Origin of the sequence: Paenibacillus sp. FSL H7-0716 (genome assembly GCF_038002705.1) — a bacterium.
GTDB lineage: Bacteria > Bacillota > Bacilli > Paenibacillales > Paenibacillaceae > Paenibacillus_AQ > Paenibacillus_AQ odorifer.
The window spans coordinates 35,767-55,286 of the sequence record NZ_JBBODA010000021.1; the positions used below are offsets into that span (position 1 = coordinate 35,767).

Genomic DNA, 19,520 nt, shown 5'->3' on the forward strand with positions numbered 1-19,520 from the left:
CGATAAAGGAGAGTCAGAGATGGCCTATACCCGCGGCAATTTAGCAGTTCAGCCCAAAAGAAAAGAAGAGGTAAACCCCCTTTACCGCGAGAAGACAAAAGTAGTTACCAGACGAAGAGTACTTCCGCTGCAAGAGAAACTTTTGTATATGCTGACGCTAGGAGTATGCGTTCTGGTGGCGATCACCCTGATTTCACGTTACGTCCAAATTTATGATTTGAACTTGCAGGCTCAGAAATTAGATCAGGATATTGCAACAGCCAAGAAGCAGATTTCTACGTATCAGATGGAAAAGCAGAATCTAGAGCAGAAAGTCGCCCAAAAAGCACGGGATCTTGGTTATGTGTCTCCGGATGAGAATGCAACAATCTATATTCCGGCAAGCTCGGCAACGACTCCAGGTGATAATTAGTGAGCGATTGGCAAGGTCGCAATAAAAAAAGTTGTGAGGTTCGCTTATGCTGAAAAGAATAAAACTTCGCACGCTGTTTATAGGAGGGTGTATTACCCTCTTTTTTCTTGTTTTGATCGTTAGAGTGTTCTGGATTCAAGTTATGCAAGGTGAGGAATGGCAGGAAAAGGCGGCCACACTTTGGGCGCATACCTCAACTATCAAAGCGGAGCGAGGTACGATTTCTGACCGTAACGGGAGTGTGCTCGCTAGTGACGTCCCTGCTTATACCGTGGTGGTGAATCCTGAAGTGATTCAACAACAAGGCATCGGGGAAGAGGTCATCACAGGATTACACGAATTGCTCGGCAAACCAGAGGATGAGCTGCGTAAGTTGGTTGAAGCCAAGGACGAAAAGACGGGTGCTTACCTCAAGAACCGTGAAATTCGTAATGAAGGCTGGAAGATTGATCAGGAGCTTGCCGATAAGGTGAAAGAATTTTATATAGCTCTAGGTAAAGAACATAAAATTCAAGAGACCGGTATTGGGCTTGTTAGAGAGCAGAAGCGATATTATCCAAAAGATGAATTAGCTGCACATATCTTAGGTTATACAGATAGGGACGGCAATGCTATCATGGGACTGGAAAAATACTTTGATACGGAGCTTAAGGGTGCCGATGGCAAGCTGCTTTATCAAAGTGACGGTCAAGGGGTAAAATTGCCGGATTCACAAGATACCTATAAGCCAGTAGTAAATGGAAGTAATTTCAAGCTTACAATCGATAGTACGATCCAGCATTATATAGAAGAGGCCATGCAAAAGGCGTATGCGCAATATAAGCCAAAAAGTATGAGTGTCATTGCTGCTGATCCGAACACGATGGAGATTTTGGGATTAGCCAATATGCCTACCTATAATCCAAATGAATTTTGGAAGACCGGGGCCGATGGGGCGGGATTCTATAATCATGCTATTAAATCTAAATACGAGCCTGGTTCCACCTTCAAAATTGTAACGCTTGCCGCCGCAGTAGAAGAGAAGCTTTTTGATCCTGTTGCGACATTTTTGTCCGGGTCCATCCGGATAAAGGGATATAGTAAGGCACTGCATGATATTAATCATGCTGGATGGGGGCAAATTAGTTTTCTTGAAGGTGTGAAACGTTCTAGTAACGTTCTATTCGTTAAGCTATATGAAATGCTCGGACAGGACAAGCTATTACAGTATATCAATGATTTTGGCTTCAATGAGAAAACGGGAATCGATCTGCCAGGAGAAGTAAGCGGGGTCGTTAACCCTAACCTTGGACGTCCTATAGAAATTGCGACACTCGCATATGGACACGGTAAAGTGCTAGTAACCCCACTTCAACAGCTAGTTGCCGTATCTGCTATAGCTAATGGGGGGAAATTGATGACTCCGTATGTAGTTAAGGAAGTCACAAACCCTAACACTGGTGAGACAAAGGTTACTCAGCCTAGTGTAGTGCGTCAGGTGATTGATGAGGAAAGCGCCAAGAAGACGGGTGAATATTTGGAGCAGGTTGTTGCTGACCAAGTAAAAGGAACAGGCCGCAACGCTTATATTGACGGCTATCGCGTGGCAGGTAAGACAGGAACGGCTATCAAGGTTGAAGGTAAGGATTATGTGAAATCCAAAGTACTTGTCTCCTTTATTGGTTATGCTCCTGTTGATGATCCAAAGATCGCTGTTATTGTCATTATTGACGAACCGAACGTTGAGGTTGGCGGCGGTAAGGCAGCTGCTCCAGTATTTAAAGAGATTGTATCCCAGTCTCTGCAATACATGGGAGTACCTAAATTGGCGTCTGAGGCTAGTGATAGCAGCAGCAAAAAGCCGGCTAAGACTGAAACAGTCGCACTTCGGACTACACCAGATCTAACAGACAAGACGATGAAGGAAGCAAGAGAAGCACTTTTGGATCAAGGCTTCGATTATGTAGTGGTTGGTGAAGGATCTACTGTAGAGAGTCAATATCCTGAGGCAGGTACGAAGCTTGCTACAGGGCAACGGATCTATTTATTAAGTCCGCAGGGGGCTCAGCCTACCATTCCAGATTTAAAAGGGGAATCCCTGCGTGATGCACTTGAAATTCTAACTCTACTAAAAGTAGAGATTGCGGTAGACGGTGAAGGTTACGTCTCAGAACAGATTGTAGGAACGCAAAATGGCAAGACCTTGGTCACCTTGAAAATGAAGCCATTAAATGATTATGGCGAAGATATTCCCGTGGCCCCGCCTGCTGATGAGGGAACAGATTCCGATAGCGGAACATAGCTTGTTCTAACCCCTGTTTGTCCCGAATAGTCATGAAGATAAGAGCTCATGTCTATTGTTGAAAGTGGGGGAGAACGGAATGAAGGTTTCCAAAGTCGTAACACGGCGGAGAATGCTGTGGACATTGCTGGGACTGGCAGTGTTATTCGGTTCGCTGGTCGTGCGTCTTGCGTATGTGCAACTATCTCAAGGCGAGGAATTGACTGCGAAGGTAGAAGATTCCTTGCGCCGCAATATTCCTTTTACCGCTAAACGTGGTGAAATTATGGATCGTGAAGGTGTGCCGCTCGTTTCTAATATCACCACACCTACAGTGTATGCAGTACCGGTGCAGGTAAAAGAGAAGCAAAAGACAGCACAGCAATTAGCTCCACTGCTTGGGATGACTGAGGAGAAGCTGATGACATTGCTGTCCAAAAAAGAAATGTCGGTGAAACTTCAGCCCGGCGGCCGCAAAATTACGATGGATCTTGCCGCGAGCATCCGTGATTTGCAGCTGCCGGGCATCGTTGTCGCTGAGGACAGCAAAAGGTATTACCCTTACGGCGATTTAGCCGCGCATATTCTAGGCTTCACAGGTATAGATAACCAGGGTATTACAGGAGTAGAGAGTATATATGACAATCTGCTCAAAGGCATAGCCGGGAATATTTCTTATTTGTCTGATGCGGGCGGAAGACTTATGCCTGGCTCATCTGAGAAATATTCTGCCCCTCAAGACGGACTTAATCTGGAGCTGACGATTGATAAACAGATCCAGTCCATTATGGAACGTGAGCTTGATCAGGCTATGGTAAAATATCAGGCGCAGGGTGCTTGGGCTATAGCTATGAATCCGAAGAATGGTGAGATACTAGCCATGGCTAGCAGACCGGGGTATGAACCAGCATCATACAAGGAATATGATGCGCAGATTTACAACCGGAATCTGCCTATCTGGATGACCTATGAACCTGGTTCAACGTTCAAAATCATCACTCTGGCTGCTGCGCTGCAGGAAGGTAAAGTAGATCTTCAGAATGATCATTTCTATGATCCGGGGTTTATCGAGGTGGCAGGCGCAAAGCTGCGCTGCTGGAAAAAGGGAGGCCACGGTAGTCAAACCTTTCTGCAGGTGGTTGAGAACTCCTGTAACCCTGGGTTTGTAGCGTTAGGGCAACGGCTGGGAAAAGAATCACTGTTCAAATATATTCGTGATTTTGGTTTTGGCAGCAAAACGGGAATTGATCTGAATGGGGAAGCTAATGGTATTCTGTTCAAGCTCAATCAAGTAGGTCCGGTAGAGCTTTCGACTACAGCCTTTGGTCAAGGGGTTTCGGTTACGCCTATTCAGCAGATTGCTGCGGTATCCGCGGCTATTAACGGCGGCAATCTCTATAAACCGCATGTAACAAAAGCATGGGTTAATCCGGTTACTGGAGAGACTGTATCAGAGGTGAAACCAGAGCTTGTGCGGCAGGTCATTTCGGAGGAAACATCAAAGAAGGTGCGGGCAGCACTTGAGAGCGTGGTTGCCAAAGGCACAGGACGGCCGGCTTTTATTGACGGCTATCGTGTAGGTGGCAAGACGGGTACTGCACAGAAGGTTGTAAATGGACGTTATTCTCCAACAGAGCACATTGTTTCTTTTATTGGCTTTGCGCCAGCGGACGATCCTCAGATCGTTGTGTACACTGCCGTGGATAATCCGAAAGGGATTCAATTTGGGGGTGTGGTTGCAGCTCCAATCGTGCAAAATATTTTGGAAGACTCGCTGCACTATATGAAGATTCCGGAGCGCAGTGATCAGCTTCCCAAAACTTATAAGTATGGCGAAACTCCGATAGTGACCGTACCTGATCTTACCGGAGCAACGGTGCAGGATATCTATGAGGATTTAAATATGAATTTTAATCTTGCACGTTCAGGCACAGGAAATACGGTCATCAATCAAGCTCCTAAGGCTGGGGCCAGAGTAGAACAGGGCTCAACCATCAGGATTTATATGGGAGCATCTAGTGAATAATGATTAAGGTATAAGGTTTCAGCTCGTATCCGAAAATGTAGAGTGAGGGATTACTATGAAAGTTAACGAATTATCTGCTTGTCTTGCTACTTCGCAACTATACGGGGATGGAGATGTGGAGATTACTGATCTTCAGACGGATTCCCGCCGTGTAGGCCCGGGAGATCTATTCATTTGTTTGCCTGGCCACACCGTGGACGGGCACAAATATGCGCCGCAAGCAGTAGCCTCCGGAGCGGCGGCTATTGTATGTGAGCACAAGCTGGAGCTTGATATCCCGCAGATTGTTGTGGATGACTGCCGGTTTGCGATGTCTGTCATGTCGAATGCTTTCTTTGGCTCACCTAGCAGCCGGATGAGAATGATCGGGGTGACGGGCACAAACGGCAAAACAACAACGACTTATCTCATTGAGCGGATTATGCAGGATCAGAATATGAAGACAGGTCTGATTGGAACAATTCAAATGCGCTATGACGGCAAAAGCTACCCTATGTCAGGCACAACTCCAGAATCGCTAGATCTGCAGCGTTCCCTTCATGATATGGCTTCCAAAGGTGTGGAATGTTGTGTAATGGAAGTATCCTCTCACGCACTTCAGCAAGGACGTGTGAAGGGTGCGGACTTCCGTACGGCAATTTTTACGAACTTAACCCAAGATCATCTGGATTATCATCATACAATGGAGGAGTATCGGGCGGTTAAAGGGCTCTTTTTCTCCAGATTGGGAAATGTGATCTCTCCGTGGAAGGAAGAACGCAAATATGCGGTGTTGAACGCGGATGATGAAGCCAGTCAATATTTTGCAGCCCAAACTGCGGCGGAAGTGATTACATATGGCATTGATAACAACGCTAATGTCCGAGCTTCGCAAATATCGATCACCGCAAAAGGAACTTTTTTCCATGTAGATACGTTTAAGGGGAAGACGGACATTTCGCTCCGTATGGTTGGTAAGTTCAATGTCTACAATGCACTCGCGGCGATTACCGCTGCTTTATTGGAAGATGTCTCTCTGGCCGATATCAAGACTAGTCTTGAGGCAATCGATGGTGTAGCTGGACGGGTGGAGTCAGTGGACGAAGGTCAGGAATTTGCTGTTATCGTTGACTACGCACATACACCAGACGGGCTAGAGAATGTATTAAAAACGGTCTGCGAATTTGCTACCGGCAAAGTGCTTACAGTGTTTGGCTGTGGCGGTGACAGAGACCGGACGAAACGTCCATTAATGGGGAAGATCGCTGCACGATATAGCGACATGGTATTCGTAACTTCTGACAACCCTCGGACGGAGGACCCTCAACTAATCTTGAAGGATATAGAAGCAGGACTAGTAGAGGATGGAGTCACCTCTGACCGGTATCATATGATTGTTGATCGCCGAGAAGCTATCGGGAAGGCTATTGAAATGGCAAGCCCTGGCGATGTAGTATTGATTGCGGGGAAAGGTCATGAGACCTATCAACTGATTGGCGGAGTGGTTCATGATTTCGATGACCGCATCGTCGCTAAAGAAGTTATAAGGGGCCGAAACTATTGATTACAAGAACGCTTGAAAATATTGCTGCCATGTGCGCAGGGGAACCTGCTGCTGTCGAAGCTATGAATACACCCCTTACGGGAGTCGTTACCGACTCCCGTAAGATCACACCCGGCTGCCTGTTTGTGCCTCTATCTGGAGACAAATTCGATGGTCACCACTATGCTGCCGCAGCACTGGCTGCTGGTGCGGGTGCAACCTTGTGGCAACGCGATAAAGGACCGGTACCTGAAGGTGGCGGAGTTATTATTGTTGAAGATACGCTGGAGGCTCTCCAGAAGTTGTCCGCTGCTTATCTGAAGGAAGTGGCTCCGCAGGTTGTCGCTGTTACGGGCAGCAACGGGAAAACAACAACAAAAGATATCATTATGTCTCTGCTTGAAGTGCAGTTCAAAGTGCACAAAACAGCGGGGAATTTCAATAATCATATCGGTCTTCCGCTTACTATTTTATCCATGGCTGAGGATACAGAGATCGCTGTACTTGAAATGGGGATGAGCTCGCGGGGAGAAATTGCTCTGCTGGCTTCTTTGGCTGAACCAGACGTAGCGGTAATTACTAATGTAGGCGAGTCGCATTTACTGCAGCTGGGGTCACGTAAAGAAATAGCCCGCGCCAAGCTGGAGATTGCTGAAGGGCTGAAGCCGGGGGGATTGCTGATTTATAATGGTGACGAACCGCTGCTGACTGAGGTAATGCAAGAGTCCACTTTTAAGGCTCCAGAAGGGATGAGAACCTTCCGATTTGGTCTAAATGAGGATAATGATGATTATCCAACAGGGATGATGTCCCATACTGGTGGCATGACGTTTACGTCAAGCCGTCATAAGGAACATGCTTTTACATTACCGCTGCCAGGTCAGCATAACGTTGTTAACGCTCTGGCTGCACTAGCGGTTGCTCGTCATTTTGGGGTTACGGAGCAGAATATGAAGGACGGTCTGAGCAAGCTCAAGTTGACGGGCATGCGGATTGAAGTGATTCGGACTTCCTCCGGACTTACGCTTTTAAACGATGCTTATAATGCCAGCCCTACTTCTATGAAGGCGGCTATAGATGTCCTGCAATCTATGAAATGCAGTGGCAATAAAATCGCTGTGCTCGGGGACATGCTGGAACTTGGGCCGGAGGAAGTAGAATTTCATCAAGAAATAGGCTACTACCTTGACCCTTCCTTAACTGATTTTGTATGTACTTACGGACCATTGTCCGTTCATATTGCCAAAGCAGCAGAAGAGAAATTCGGCAAAGAGCGCGTAAAAGCTTTTACAGATAAAGCGGAACTAACCGCTGTCCTTCTAGAGAAATGCAGCGCTAAGGATATTGTTCTATTTAAAGGATCAAGAGGGATGAAGCTTGAGGAAGTGCTTCAGAGCCTAAATAAAGATATTCAACAGACCTAAATCATTGGAGGGGGTGTACCCATGGATTATCAACTATTGTTATTGACTATTGCTGTTTCCTTTATCCTTGCGGTCATTGCCGCTCCGCTCTTCATTCCGCTTCTGCGCAGGATGAAATTCGGACAGCAGGTGCGAGATGACGGACCGCAAACCCATTTGAAGAAAGCGGGAACGCCGACTATGGGCGGTATCGTGATTATCGTAGCTTTTACCTTGTCTTATCTGAAATTTTCTGTGGTGAATACAGATTTTTATGTACTGCTTGTAGCTACGCTTGGTTTTGGATTGATCGGATTTTTGGATGACTATATCAAAATTGTGTTTAAGCGTTCCTTAGGGCTCACAGCACGTCAAAAGTTATTTGGACAGCTGCTGGTTGGTGCTTTGATGTGCGGTCTTCTGATCTATGCCGGACACAGTACAAGTATCAGCGTACCAGGTACGGATTTCAGCTTTGATTGGGGTGGCTGGTTCTATTATCCATTCATCATTATTATGATGATGGCAGTGACGAATGCCGTTAACTTTACAGATGGAGTCGATGGGCTGTTGTCTGGTGTCAGTGCCATTGCTTTGGCCGCATACGCGGTGGTGGCAATGCAGGCTACGTCTATTGCGGCAGGTGTATGTGCTGCGGCAATGATTGGGGCTGTACTTGGTTTTCTTGTGTTTAATGCCCACCCTGCTAAAGTATTTATGGGGGATACGGGTTCGTTTGGTATTGGTGGTGCGATAGGTGCAATTGCTATTGTCACGAAGAGTGAACTGCTGTTTCTCATCATTGGCGGTGTTTTTGTAATTGAAATGTTGTCCGTTGTGATTCAAGTCGTTTCATTTAAAACCCGTGGCAAACGTGTATTCAGAATGAGCCCGATTCACCATCATTTTGAGCTTGGTGGCTGGTCGGAGTGGCGTGTGGTAATTTCGTTCTGGGCGGTTAGCTTGGTGTTGGCTGCTGTGGGACTATTTATTAGCAAGGGGTTGTAGAGAATGAAACATCCAGATATGTATCGTGGCGAAGAAGTTGTGGTTCTTGGGCTGGCTAAAAGCGGTGTCCAGGTGGCTAAAGTGCTGCATGAACGCGGCGCTGTAGTTACGGTGAACGATAAAAAGGAAAGAGATCAAAGTCCCGAAGCTTCCGAATTGGAATCTTTGGGAATTTGTGTTATATGCGGTGGGCATCCGGAAGGACTTATTCATGAAGGTGTAAGTCTGGTAATCAAGAATCCAGGCATTCCCTATTCTGCGCCCCCTGTACAAAAGGCAATTGAGCTTGGAATTGAAGTGGTCACAGAGGTAGAGGTGGCTTATCGACTTTGTGCAGCGCCGATGATTGGAATCACGGGTTCCAATGGCAAGACGACAACGACGACCTGGGTTGGCCATATGCTGGAAGCTGCGGGAATGAACCCTATAGTTGCGGGCAACATTGGTACGCCTCTCTGTCAGGCTGCACAAGAGGCTACAAAGGATGATTGGATGGTAGTTGAGCTTAGCAGCTTTCAACTCAAAGGTACGGAGACCTTCCGGCCTAAGATAGGCTGTCTGCTGAATATTGCAGAGACCCATCTGGATTATCATGGAAGCATGAAAGATTATGTGGATTCCAAAACGAAGCTATTCGCTAATCAATTAGCTACAGATACAGCAGTGCTGAACTGGGATGATCCTGTCTGCCGGGAACTTGTACCCTATGTGAAGGCTTCGATTCTTCCATTCTCCTTGTTTGAGGAGCTGCCTCATGGAGTATTTGTTAGCCCGTCCTACATTACGGGGCAAGATGATGAGCTGAAGCGCCACATTATCTATCGCGAATCTGCGGATAAGGAAACGATAATCGCGGATGTGGATTCCATCGCCCTTCCGGGCCGCTTTAATGTGGGGAACGCGCTGGCTGCCTGTGGAATTGCTATTGCCGCTGGAGCTGCCCCCTCTCTATTAAGCGAAGTGCTTTCTTCTTTTCGCGGTGTGGAGCACCGCCTGGAGTATGTAGCTGATAAGGCTGGAGCCGCTTATTATAACAATTCCAAAGCAACGAACTCCAAAGCGACAATTACGGCTTTGACATCGTTTCAGCGGCCGGTGGTATTGATCGCTGGCGGATTAGACCGTGGCTCCGATTATATGGAGCTGCTGCCTGTCCTGAGCGAACGCGTCAAAGCTTTGGTGGCGTTAGGACAAACCAAGGACAAGCTAATAAATGTAGCACAGCTGGCAGGATTAAAGCAGATTATCTCCGTCGATAATGGGGAGAGCGCCGCCGCCGTGCTGCAAGCAGCTGTGCGGGAAGCTTCCGCTCTGGCGGAAGAAGGAGATATCGTTCTCCTGTCTCCTGCATGTGCTAGTTGGGATATGTTTACATCCTATGAAGAGCGCGGGTGTATTTTTAAAGAGGCGGTGCATAACCTTTAAGTAGGGGGGTGGATAAGCCCCTACTACGGATGCAAGAGGTGTGCTCCTGATGAACAAAACTCGTCATGCTCCCGATATTTGGCTGCTGATTCCCATTCTTTCTTTGCTGGTGATCGGCATGGTGATGGTATACAGCGCCGGATCTGTTTTAGGCTTCCGCAATTATGGAGATTCGTTTTACTTTGTAAAGAGGCAGCTTTTGTTTGCAGGACTGGGACTTGTTGCAATGTTTGTTACAGCGAATACAGACTACAAAGTGTTAAAAAAGCTGGCTAAGCCGGCACTGATTGTCTGCTTTATCCTGCTCGTTATGGTGCTTATTCCCGGCATTGGTGTAGTTCGCGGGGGAGCGCGCAGCTGGCTCGGAATCAGCTCCTTCGGGATTCAGCCCTCCGAGTTCATGAAGATGGGGATGATTCTATTTCTGGCGAATTGGCTGGGAAAAGAAGAGTATGATATCACCTCCTTCACTCGTGGCTTACTTCCCCCGTTAGCGCTTATCGGATCAGCTTTTGCACTGATTATGCTCCAGCCGGATCTGGGTACGGGTACCGTTATGTTTGGCGCAGCCCTGATGATGGTCTTTACAGCTGGGGCAAGAATGAAACATCTACTCTCACTAGGAGTAGCTGGGGTGGCTGGGTTTGTTGCTTTGGTTGCCGCAGCACCTTACCGGTTGCAGCGGATTACCGCTTTTCTTGATCCTTGGTCCGATCCACTCGGTGCAGGCTACCAGATTATTCAGTCGCTATACGCGATTGGGCCTGGAGGGCTCGGGGGTCTCGGACTTGGAATGAGCCGGCAGAAGTACAGTTATGTACCTGAGCCGCAGACTGATTTTATTTTTTCTATATTGGCCGAGGAACTGGGGTTTATCGGTGGTTTGGCAGTGTTGATCCTGTTTCTTATTCTAATCTGGCGCGGAATGAAGGTGGCGATGAGTCTGCCTGACCGTTTTGGAAGCTATTTGGCCGTTGGCATCGTCTGTATGGTGGCTGTGCAAGTCATTATTAATATTGGTGTGGTCATTGGTCTAATGCCTGTAACAGGCATCACGCTTCCTCTGATTAGCTATGGAGGTTCTTCGCTTACACTGATGTTAACCTCCCTGGGCATTCTATTGAACTTATCCCGTTATGCGAGGTGAAAGACATGCGTATCGTATTAAGCGGCGGAGGCACAGGTGGTCATATCTATCCCGCAGTCGCTGTTGCTAGACAACTGGAATCAGAAGATAGTGAATCTACCTTCCTGTATATTGGTGGAACGCGTGGCTTAGAGAGCAAGCTCGTTCCCCAAGAGAATATCCCTTTCAAATCTATCGACATCACTGGCTTTCGGCGCAAGCTGTCCATGGACAACGTTAAGACGGTGATGCGTTTTTTAAAGGGCGTTAAGGCTTCCAAAGAAATGTTAAGAGAGTTTAAGCCTGATGTTGTAATTGGTACAGGCGGTTATGTATGTGGTCCAGTCGTTTACGCTGCATCCCGGCTGGGTATCCCAACCTTGATCCATGAGCAAAATGCTATCCCTGGTTTAACAAATCGTTTTCTAAGTCGTTACGCGAGTACAGTGGCCGTAAGCTTTGAAGGGACAGAATCTGCTTTTCCGGGGAGCAAGCACGTAATCTACACAGGTAATCCTCGGGCAACGACGGTTACTACGGCTAGTCCACAACGGGGGTTTGCCTCGCTGGGCATTCCGGATAACAGCACGGTTGTTTTGGTTGTTGGCGGCAGTCAAGGGGCTAAGGCTATTAATAAAGCCATGATTGAAATGGCCCCATTTGTGGGTAAGGGTAATGGTGTTCATTATGTTTACGTTACAGGTGAGCCTTATTTTGAGGATACCCGTGCTGAATTGCGTCAGAAGCTGGGTAGCACACCGAACTGGCTGCATGTCCTACCTTATGTTCACAATATGCCGGAGGTCTTGGCTTGTACCTCCTTAATCGTAAATCGGGCTGGGGCATCCTTTCTCGCTGAGATTACAGCGCTGGGTATTCCTTCTGTACTTATCCCTTCTCCTAATGTGACGAACAATCACCAAGAGGCGAATGCAAGACAGCTGGAACGCGAAGGGGCCGCCGTAGTGCTGCTTGAGAAGGATTTGAATGGTAAGGCGCTTTATGAAGCGGTGCAAGCAATCATTGGAACTGAAGCAGTACGCCAAAAAATGTCCGAGGCTTCCAAACGACTGGGCAAAAGGGATTCTGCTGCAATTGTCACTAACGAACTCCGAAGACTAGCCGGTAAACAGTCTTAAGCCATAAACCTTTGAGAGGTTTTTCCTTATTGGCAGCTCTCTGTCACACACTTGGAGGAACGAACATAGGATAATCCTATAATCGTGACAATCACCCAGAACACTTCCTAACCTGAAAGGTAGTGCAGGATAATCTTGTACATTTCATATGACCTTGTATCGGAAGTGTTTGTGGTGGGTGAGCGGTAATCTCGGAGGTGATACATTGGACAAATTGGTGATTGAGGGTGGAAGTCCCCTGTCAGGCACCATTCGTATCCATGGAGCAAAAAATGCGGCGCTGCCGATTCTAGCGGCAAGCCTGCTGGCCGAAGGAGTTCACTCACTGCATAATGTGCCGAAGCTGCTGGACATCGAGACTATGCTAGACATCTTGGATCGGCTGGGCTGCAGGTGCGTGCATCAAGAGGATACGGTGACGATAGATACGTCAGCCGTGGGGACATCTCATGTACCTGAGGATTTGATGCGGCAGATGAGATCTTCCATTTTTTTAATGGGACCGCTGTTATCCAGATTTGGTGAGGTAACGATCTATCAGCCTGGTGGCTGTGCGATCGGGGAGCGTAAAATCGATCTTCATTTGCAGGGTCTTAAAGCATTGGGGGCGGAGATCGAGGAAAGCAACGGACGAATATCCTGTCGGGGCTCAAAGCTTGTAGGGAGTGATATTCATCTCGACTATCCAAGTGTTGGAGCCACGGAGAATATTATGATGGCTGCCGCCAAGGCAGAGGGGACAACGACGATATCGGGAGCAGCAAGAGAGCCGGAAATACAGGATCTACAGCAATTTTTGAATAGTATGGGTGCTCAGATTATCGGTGCAGGCACGGATACCATTACGATCCAGGGTGTCAAAAACTTATATCCCTGTACGTACGAGGTAATCCCGGACCGGATAGTGGCTGGAACTGTAATGATTGCTGCGGCAGCTACACGTGGGAATGTGACCTTGACACATACGAACGCCGGGCATCTGACTTCGCTTATTCATGTGCTTAAGCGGGCTGGTGTTCAAATCACAGTATGCAATGATATAATTAATGTCAGCTGCATGGGGCGTCCGCGTGCGGTTGAGAGAATTGTAACCTCTCCTTATCCTTCTTTCCCGACGGATCTGCAATCTCAGGTCATGGTGCTGCTGTCGCTCGCCGATGGTTTTAGTGTGATCAAGGAGACGGTGTTTGAGGGAAGGTTCAAACATGTGGAAGAAATGGCCCGTATGGGTGCTGACATTTCTATTGATTTGAATCGTGCGTTTATTCGCGGCGTTCAGAGATTGTATGGTGCTACTGTGGAAGCTACTGATTTGCGGGCGGGTGCAGCTCTGGTCATTGCCGGGCTTGCTGCACAAGGGACTACGGTCGTTGAGCAAGCGCATCACATTGACCGTGGTTATGATGGAATAGAGAAGCTGTTTCAGAAGCTTGGCGCGCGTATAAGCCGTAAGGTGCCTGTAACGGATCCACTTGATTTGGCCAATTAAAGCTCCCTGTCTCCTTCCAGATCTCCCAGAGAAGGAGACAGGGCCTTATTACGGAGAATATGAGAATGACTACAACCCGATTACCTCTTCTTAAAGAGGACAAGCCTAAGAAAAAAATGAGCCGTAAGATTACGGCGATCCTGCTGCTGCTCTTCACTGCACTTCTTGCTGTGATTTTTTTCAGATCGTCTATTAGCCATATTACAGTGATAGATTTTCAAGGTAGCAAGTATTCTACTAGTGAAGAGTTACTCTCACAAAGTGGAATTAAAATAGGTGGACAATACTTTGCTGTATCAACAAAAGCTGTGGAAGAATCTCTGCTGAAGCTAAAGACGATTAAAGACGTCAGCGTGGAGAAGGATTTCCCAGGGGTGATCACAGTGAAGATTGAGGAATTCCCTGCGGTAGCCTATGAACTGGAACAGGGAGGCCTCTTAAAGGCGATTCTGTCCAGTGGAGCTGCAGTGCCTGTTAATGAGACTGGAATTGCTGTTGAGAAACCTATATTAACGAACTGGGACCCGGAAGATCCGAATAAGGCTAAGCTTTGTCAAGCATTAGCAAGCATTCCTAATGAATTGACAAGTGATATCTCCGAGATTGTTCCCTCGCCGACCTTATCTTTTCCAGACCGGATCAAGCTCTATACTAGATCCCGTTTTGAGGTGATTACAGCCATCTCTTTGCTAAAGAGCAAGGTGTCCTATTTGAATCAGATTATAGAGACTGAACAGCCTGGGCTCATTAAAATGCTAGAAGCCGATTCATATGTTCCTTTTCAGGTTGAAAGCGATGAAGAAGATGTTGCGCAAGAGTAGTGTGGAGGTAAATAGTCCCTACTAATAGAGTTAAAAAAATGCTACAATCGGAGTTACGGGCAATAAGCTATATCCCTCTTTTTTCTTCGATTTTTTTGAGATATAGTACTATATTTGGTTGAAATGACCAATTAGGCCGATATTTCTTGTGATAATTGCTATTTTTACAATAACATATGAGTAACTATTCACATTTGGGGATGTTGGAATATTATTCCGTTCAAAAAATTTGTAGAAAAAAGAGGGAAAGGATTAGGTATGTTGAATATGTACAGAGAAGTTTCCCGGGACCGGGATAAGGTAATGCAATTAATTATGATTATAACAGGAGGTGCCATAGGACTTGAGCAACAATGACATCATTGTTAGTTTGGACATCGGTACATCCAAAGTTCGGGCAATAATTGGGGAAGTTACCAATGGAACCTTTAATATTATTGGCGTTGGATCTGCCGATTCGGAAGGAATACGTAAAGGCGCGATTGTAGATATCGACCAAACTGTGCAATCGATCAAAAGTGCTATAGATCATGCAGAGCAGATGGTGGGTATTCAAATATCAGAGGTTTATGTAGGCATTTCCGGTAATCATATTGGCCTGCAATCCAGCCACGGTGTTGTGGCCGTTCAGAATGAGGATCGTGAAATCGGTGATGATGATATCGATCGCGTAATTAAAGCTGCGGAAGTCATTGCTATGCCTCCGGAGCGTGAAGTGATTGATGTTGTTCCCAAACAATTTATCGTCGATGGTCTTGAAGGAATTCAAGACCCGCGTGGAATGATTGGTGTTCGTCTGGAAGTTGAGGCAACAATCATTACGGGTGCTAAGACGCCAATACATAATCTACTACGCTGTGTTGAGAAATCAGGGCTGAAGGTAAAGGATCTTGTGCTGATGTCTCTTGGAGCTGGTGGATTGGCGCTGTCCAAGGACGAGAAATCGATGGGATCTGTTCTGGTTGATATCGGTGCGGGCTCAACAACAATAGCCATATACGAAGAGGGTTCTCTTAGTGCAACCTCCACGATTCCGATCGGAGGAGAATTCGTAACCAATGATATTGCCTACGGACTTCGGACACTTACTGATCAAGCGGAGAAGGTAAAGCTTAAATATGGTTGTGCTTGGATTGACGATGCAGCCTCAGACGTTGTCTTCAAGGTATTGCGCATTGGCAGTAACGTGGAGAAGGAATTTAACCAAGAGGATCTGGCGGCCATTATCGAGCCAAGGGTGCAAGAAATATTCCACCTGATTCGTCAAGAAGTTAAACGGCTTGGTTACAGTGAACTGCCTGGAGGTTATATACTAACAGGTGGGACTGTCTCGATGCCGGGTGTATTGAAGGCTGCTCAGACTGAGCTGGCTGCATCTGTACGCATCGCCGTGCCGGATTATATCGGTGTACGGGACCCTGGGTTTACCGGCGGTGTCGGTATTCTGCATAATGTTGTCCGTAGTTTCCGTGGAAGAAACAGTGGTGGAAGCAGCAACAAAAAGACGGTCAACCGGAGCAAGCAGAACGCCACTCCGAGTCAGGAAACTGTTCAGAAGCCCGGATTTGTGGAGCGTCTAAAAAATATGTTTAGCGAGTTTATATAAGTGTAAGTCCAGATATACTTGGACCGGCCATCCAAGCACATTGAGGGGGAGATGGAACAATATGTTAGAATTTGATTTTGAAATGGAGAGCTTGGCGCAAATAAAAGTCATCGGCGTGGGCGGCGGAGGTAGTAATGCTGTCAACCGGATGATTGAAAACGGCGTTCAGGGTGTAGAATTTATTACGGTTAATACAGACGCCCAAGCGTTGCATATGGCCAAATCGGAGCACAAGCTGCAGATTGGGGACAAGCTGACCCGCGGTTTGGGTGCAGGCGCCAACCCTGAAGTCGGTAAGAAAGCAGCGGAGGAATCCCGTGATCTGATTTCGAATACCCTTAAAGGTGCAGATATGGTATTTGTTACTGCAGGAATGGGGGGCGGTACAGGTACAGGTGCGGCACCAGTTATAGCTGAAATTGCTAGAGAGTGTGGAGCCCTGACTGTGGGTGTCGTGACTCGCCCGTTCACTTTTGAAGGAAGAAAACGTTATAACCAGGCAATGCTTGGAATCGAAGCTTTGAAAGAAAAAGTCGACACGCTAATCGTCATTCCAAATGACCGTTTGCTTGAAATTGTTGATAAGAAAACACCGATGTTGGAAGCTTTCCGTGAAGCAGATAATGTTCTCCGGCAGGCTGTTCAAGGTATCTCTGACCTAATTAAGGTTCCTGGTCTGATTAACCTTGACTTTGCGGATGTAAAGACGATCATGACAGAGCGTGGTTCTGCGCTTATGGGTATTGGTATTGCAAATGGTGAGAACCGTGCGTCTGAAGCAGCACGTAAAGCCATCATGAGCCCACTCTTGGAAACGTCTATTGAAGGCGCCCGCGGTGTAATCATGAACATTACGGGAGGATCTAACCTCTCTCTATACGAAGTCAATGAAGCAGCTGAAATCGTTACATCTGCCTCTGATCCTGAAGTGAATATGATCTTTGGTGCGATAATCGATGAAGGTCTGAAGGATGATATCAAAGTAACAGTAATTGCTACTGGCTTTGAACATAAACCATCGCCTGAAGCACCAGGACGCCGTCCGGTTTCGACGAATAACGAGCCAGCGGCAGCACCGGATAAGAATGCTGCTAATCTGCGTCCGTTCGGAAATCAGAACACGTCAGATCAGTTAGATATTCCGACGTTCCTGCGTAACCGTAATCGTGGCAACAATGACTAATTAAATATTACTATTAAGAGATATGAAGCACCGTATTTCCCAGCTAATAGAGCTAGGGCAATGCGGTGCTTTTTTTTATGTGAAATGCTGTTCAGTAGGAATAAAACCCTCCCGCGCTATAACTCGACAAAAAAACCTTCAGAATGCCCCCCAAGTTTAGACAGACTTTGAATGCGAGACTTTTTATACTAATCATATCGTCCAAAAAACAGAGCCTGATCCATTTTGGCTACAGGATAGATTCCGCCATAGTAAGCAGGTGAATGCACTGGTTGTTTATATTGACTTGATATTCGCCGCCAATCTAGTGATCGACGGAATTCTTTTGTGGCTGACAGGCTGGATGGTCAAGCTGAGGATGCCATGGTGGCGCTTAGTCCTCTCAGCTCTGGTTGGTGCGCTGTATGTGGTGATGATGTTTGTACCGGAGTTGTCTTTCATGTATACCTTCCTCATTAAGTTTGGATTGTCGGTGGTTATGCTATGGATTGCCTTTGGTTTTGGGAGTCTGCAAAGCTACCTTCGCACTATGGGAGCTTTTTATATTATCAATTTCGCAGCGGCTGGTGGGATTGTGGGTATTCACTATTTGCTGCAGAGCTCCGGTGATATTTGGAATGGTATTATGTTCACTGCTTCAGGAGGGCATGCTTACCGCCTAAAGATTGGCTTTTGGTTTGTAATTGCAGTATTTCCCCTGGTGTTAATCTGCTTCAAGGCAGTGCACTCCTCACGAATCAGAAGGGAGCAGCTTGAAACCTATATCGGTGAGGTGGTAGTAGAAATTGATGGAGTGACTGTTTCCTGTCCCGGCCTGCTAGACACAGGTAACCGGCTTTGTGATCCTTTGACCCGCATACCGGTGATGGTTATGGAATCTTCGCTCTGGGAGGGACATCTGCCTGAAACATGGAAAGGTAGACTCACTCAGGACGGAGCGGACAAACTTTTACTAGAAACGGACGGGCAGTCGTTTGCTTGGCAGGACAGGATGCGACTGGTGCCTTACAGGGGAGTTAACCGTGGGGCATCATTTATGCTCGCACTGAAGCCTGATCAGGTGACGATAAAGCTTGGTGAAGATATCTTTTATTGTAAAAGAGTCTTGATTGGGCTGGATGGTGGGACATTGTCGGGGGATGGAGCCTATCGGGCTGTAATACATCCTGATTTGACTCAAAAAGAGAGCGCTACTGTTGCAGCACTGCCTTCCTAATCTTTAAAGCTAGCTGAACCAAACTTCTGATGGCTGAAAGCGGGATTTGAAAGCTTCACACGCGAACCGTGCACTTCTTGGAGGAGGAACAAATAATGGTCAAATGGAAAATTGCTCTGCAGCTGCAATATTACCGCATGCTGTTTCTACTAGGGCTGAAGAGTCAGGAAATCTATTATATTGGCGGGAGTGAGGCACTTCCTCCACCGCTGACACGGGAAGAAGAAGAATATCTGCTTCAACGGCTGTCTAGCGGCGATGCAGCTGTTCGTGCGATGTTAATTGAGCGCAATCTTCGCTTGGTAGTATATATCGCTCGTAAATTTGAGAATACCGGCATCAATATCGAGGATCTGGTTTCGATTGGAGCTATTGGCTTAATTAAGGCAGTGAACACTTTTGATCCTGAGAAAAAAATAAAACTGGCTACTTATGCATCCCGCTGCATAGAGAATGAAATCTTGATGTATCTGCGGCGGAACAGCAAGACACGGAGTGAGGTTTCTTTTGATGAGCCGCTTAATATTGATTGGGATGGTAATGAATTATTACTTTCTGACGTATTAGGAACGGAAAATGATACCATTTATCGGAACATAGAAGAACAGGTTGATCGCAAGCTGCTGCAGAAAGCACTGGAAAAGCTGAGTGATCGGGAAAGACTCATTATGGAGCTGAGATTTGGCCTGCGCGGAGGCGAAGAAAAGACACAAAAAGATGTGGCTGATTTGCTTGGCATCTCCCAATCTTATATTTCGCGGCTGGAAAAAAGAATTATCAAGCGGCTGCGCAAGGAGTTTAACAAGATGGTGTAAGGTGAAATTAGCAAGGAATAAAATGGCGAGCCCGGGAGATAATGTACAGTAATGTTTCTCCTTGGGAGG

The 19,520-nt window shown here is 46.9% G+C and carries 15 protein-coding genes; all 15 read left to right on the forward strand.

The window, feature by feature from the left end; genetic code table 11:
* Nucleotides 1–19 precede the first annotated feature (19 nt).
* Entirely contained in the window at nt 20–412 is a 393-nt protein-coding gene (locus MHH60_RS22730; RefSeq protein WP_036683668.1) for a septum formation initiator family protein, read from the forward strand.
* A 46-nt stretch (nt 413–458) separates the two neighbouring features.
* Entirely contained in the window at nt 459–2,693 is a 2,235-nt protein-coding gene (locus MHH60_RS22735) for a penicillin-binding transpeptidase domain-containing protein (RefSeq protein WP_076136532.1), read from the forward strand.
* A gap of 79 nt (nt 2,694–2,772) precedes the next feature.
* Nucleotides 2,773–4,698, forward strand: coding sequence for a stage V sporulation protein D (locus MHH60_RS22740; RefSeq protein WP_076136530.1), 1,926 nt, complete (start codon nt 2,773–2,775; stop codon nt 4,696–4,698).
* 55 nt (nt 4,699–4,753) lie between these two features.
* On the forward strand, nt 4,754–6,241 hold the full coding sequence (locus tag MHH60_RS22745) for a UDP-N-acetylmuramoyl-L-alanyl-D-glutamate--2,6-diaminopimelate ligase (protein ID WP_038572864.1): 1,488 nt from the start codon (nt 4,754–4,756) through the stop codon (nt 6,239–6,241).
* Nucleotides 6,238–7,644 (forward strand): UDP-N-acetylmuramoyl-tripeptide--D-alanyl-D-alanine ligase, encoded by a 1,407-nt coding sequence (locus MHH60_RS22750; protein WP_076136528.1) that lies wholly within the window; start codon nt 6,238–6,240, stop codon nt 7,642–7,644. Before MHH60_RS22745 ends, MHH60_RS22750 begins: the two co-directional genes overlap by 4 nt.
* A gap of 21 nt (nt 7,645–7,665) precedes the next feature.
* The gene (mraY, locus tag MHH60_RS22755; RefSeq protein ID WP_036683653.1) at nt 7,666–8,631 is read left to right on the forward strand and encodes a phospho-N-acetylmuramoyl-pentapeptide-transferase; all 966 of its coding nucleotides are present in this window, start codon (nt 7,666–7,668) and stop codon (nt 8,629–8,631) included.
* Between the two features lie 3 nt (nt 8,632–8,634).
* The gene (gene murD, locus MHH60_RS22760; RefSeq protein WP_076136526.1) at nt 8,635–10,056 is read left to right on the forward strand and encodes a UDP-N-acetylmuramoyl-L-alanine--D-glutamate ligase; all 1,422 of its coding nucleotides are present in this window, start codon (nt 8,635–8,637) and stop codon (nt 10,054–10,056) included.
* A gap of 49 nt (nt 10,057–10,105) precedes the next feature.
* Nucleotides 10,106–11,203, forward strand: coding sequence for a stage V sporulation protein E (gene spoVE, locus MHH60_RS22765; protein ID WP_036683647.1), 1,098 nt, complete (start codon nt 10,106–10,108; stop codon nt 11,201–11,203).
* Between the two features lie 5 nt (nt 11,204–11,208).
* Nucleotides 11,209–12,321: an undecaprenyldiphospho-muramoylpentapeptide beta-N-acetylglucosaminyltransferase gene (gene murG / locus MHH60_RS22770; RefSeq protein WP_076136524.1), complete on the forward strand. Its 1,113-nt coding sequence runs from the start codon at nt 11,209–11,211 to the stop codon at nt 12,319–12,321.
* 205 nt (nt 12,322–12,526) lie between these two features.
* Nucleotides 12,527–13,810: a UDP-N-acetylglucosamine 1-carboxyvinyltransferase gene (murA, locus tag MHH60_RS22775; RefSeq protein WP_036683642.1), complete on the forward strand. Its 1,284-nt coding sequence runs from the start codon at nt 12,527–12,529 to the stop codon at nt 13,808–13,810.
* Between the two features lie 65 nt (nt 13,811–13,875).
* Nucleotides 13,876–14,631 carry a cell division protein FtsQ/DivIB gene (locus tag MHH60_RS22780; RefSeq protein WP_076136522.1) on the forward strand — a complete coding sequence of 252 codons (756 nt, stop codon included), beginning with the start codon at nt 13,876–13,878 and terminating at the stop codon, nt 14,629–14,631.
* Nucleotides 14,632–14,974: 343 nt separating this feature from the next.
* Nucleotides 14,975–16,237, forward strand: coding sequence for a cell division protein FtsA (ftsA, locus tag MHH60_RS22785; protein ID WP_076136520.1), 1,263 nt, complete (start codon nt 14,975–14,977; stop codon nt 16,235–16,237).
* 61 nt (nt 16,238–16,298) lie between these two features.
* The gene (gene ftsZ, locus MHH60_RS22790) at nt 16,299–17,420 is read left to right on the forward strand and encodes a cell division protein FtsZ (protein ID WP_076129065.1); all 1,122 of its coding nucleotides are present in this window, start codon (nt 16,299–16,301) and stop codon (nt 17,418–17,420) included.
* A 268-nt stretch (nt 17,421–17,688) separates the two neighbouring features.
* Entirely contained in the window at nt 17,689–18,636 is a 948-nt protein-coding gene (spoIIGA, locus tag MHH60_RS22795) for a sigma-E processing peptidase SpoIIGA (RefSeq protein ID WP_076136609.1), read from the forward strand.
* Nucleotides 18,637–18,728: 92 nt separating this feature from the next.
* Entirely contained in the window at nt 18,729–19,451 is a 723-nt protein-coding gene (gene sigE, locus MHH60_RS22800) for an RNA polymerase sporulation sigma factor SigE (RefSeq protein WP_036683937.1), read from the forward strand.
* Nucleotides 19,452–19,520: the final 69 nt, after the last annotated feature.

Bases quoted from the DNA above. Each gene is read 5' to 3' on its own strand.
- MHH60_RS22730 (WP_036683668.1), top strand. From the start codon at position 20: ATGGCCTATACCCGCGGCAATTTAGCAGTTCAGCCCAAAAGAAAAGAA.
- spoVE (WP_036683647.1), top strand. From the start codon at position 10,106: ATGAACAAAACTCGTCATGCTCCCGATATTTGGCTGCTGATTCCCATT.
- murG (WP_076136524.1), top strand. From the start codon at position 11,209: ATGCGTATCGTATTAAGCGGCGGAGGCACAGGTGGTCATATCTATCCC.
- mraY (WP_036683653.1), top strand. From the start codon at position 7,666: ATGGATTATCAACTATTGTTATTGACTATTGCTGTTTCCTTTATCCTT.
- MHH60_RS22740 (WP_076136530.1), top strand. From the start codon at position 2,773: ATGAAGGTTTCCAAAGTCGTAACACGGCGGAGAATGCTGTGGACATTG.
- MHH60_RS22780 (WP_076136522.1), top strand. From the start codon at position 13,876: ATGACTACAACCCGATTACCTCTTCTTAAAGAGGACAAGCCTAAGAAA.
- ftsZ (WP_076129065.1), top strand. From the start codon at position 16,299: ATGTTAGAATTTGATTTTGAAATGGAGAGCTTGGCGCAAATAAAAGTC.
- murD (WP_076136526.1), top strand. From the start codon at position 8,635: ATGAAACATCCAGATATGTATCGTGGCGAAGAAGTTGTGGTTCTTGGG.
- MHH60_RS22745 (WP_038572864.1), top strand. From the start codon at position 4,754: ATGAAAGTTAACGAATTATCTGCTTGTCTTGCTACTTCGCAACTATAC.
- MHH60_RS22735 (WP_076136532.1), top strand. From the start codon at position 459: ATGCTGAAAAGAATAAAACTTCGCACGCTGTTTATAGGAGGGTGTATT.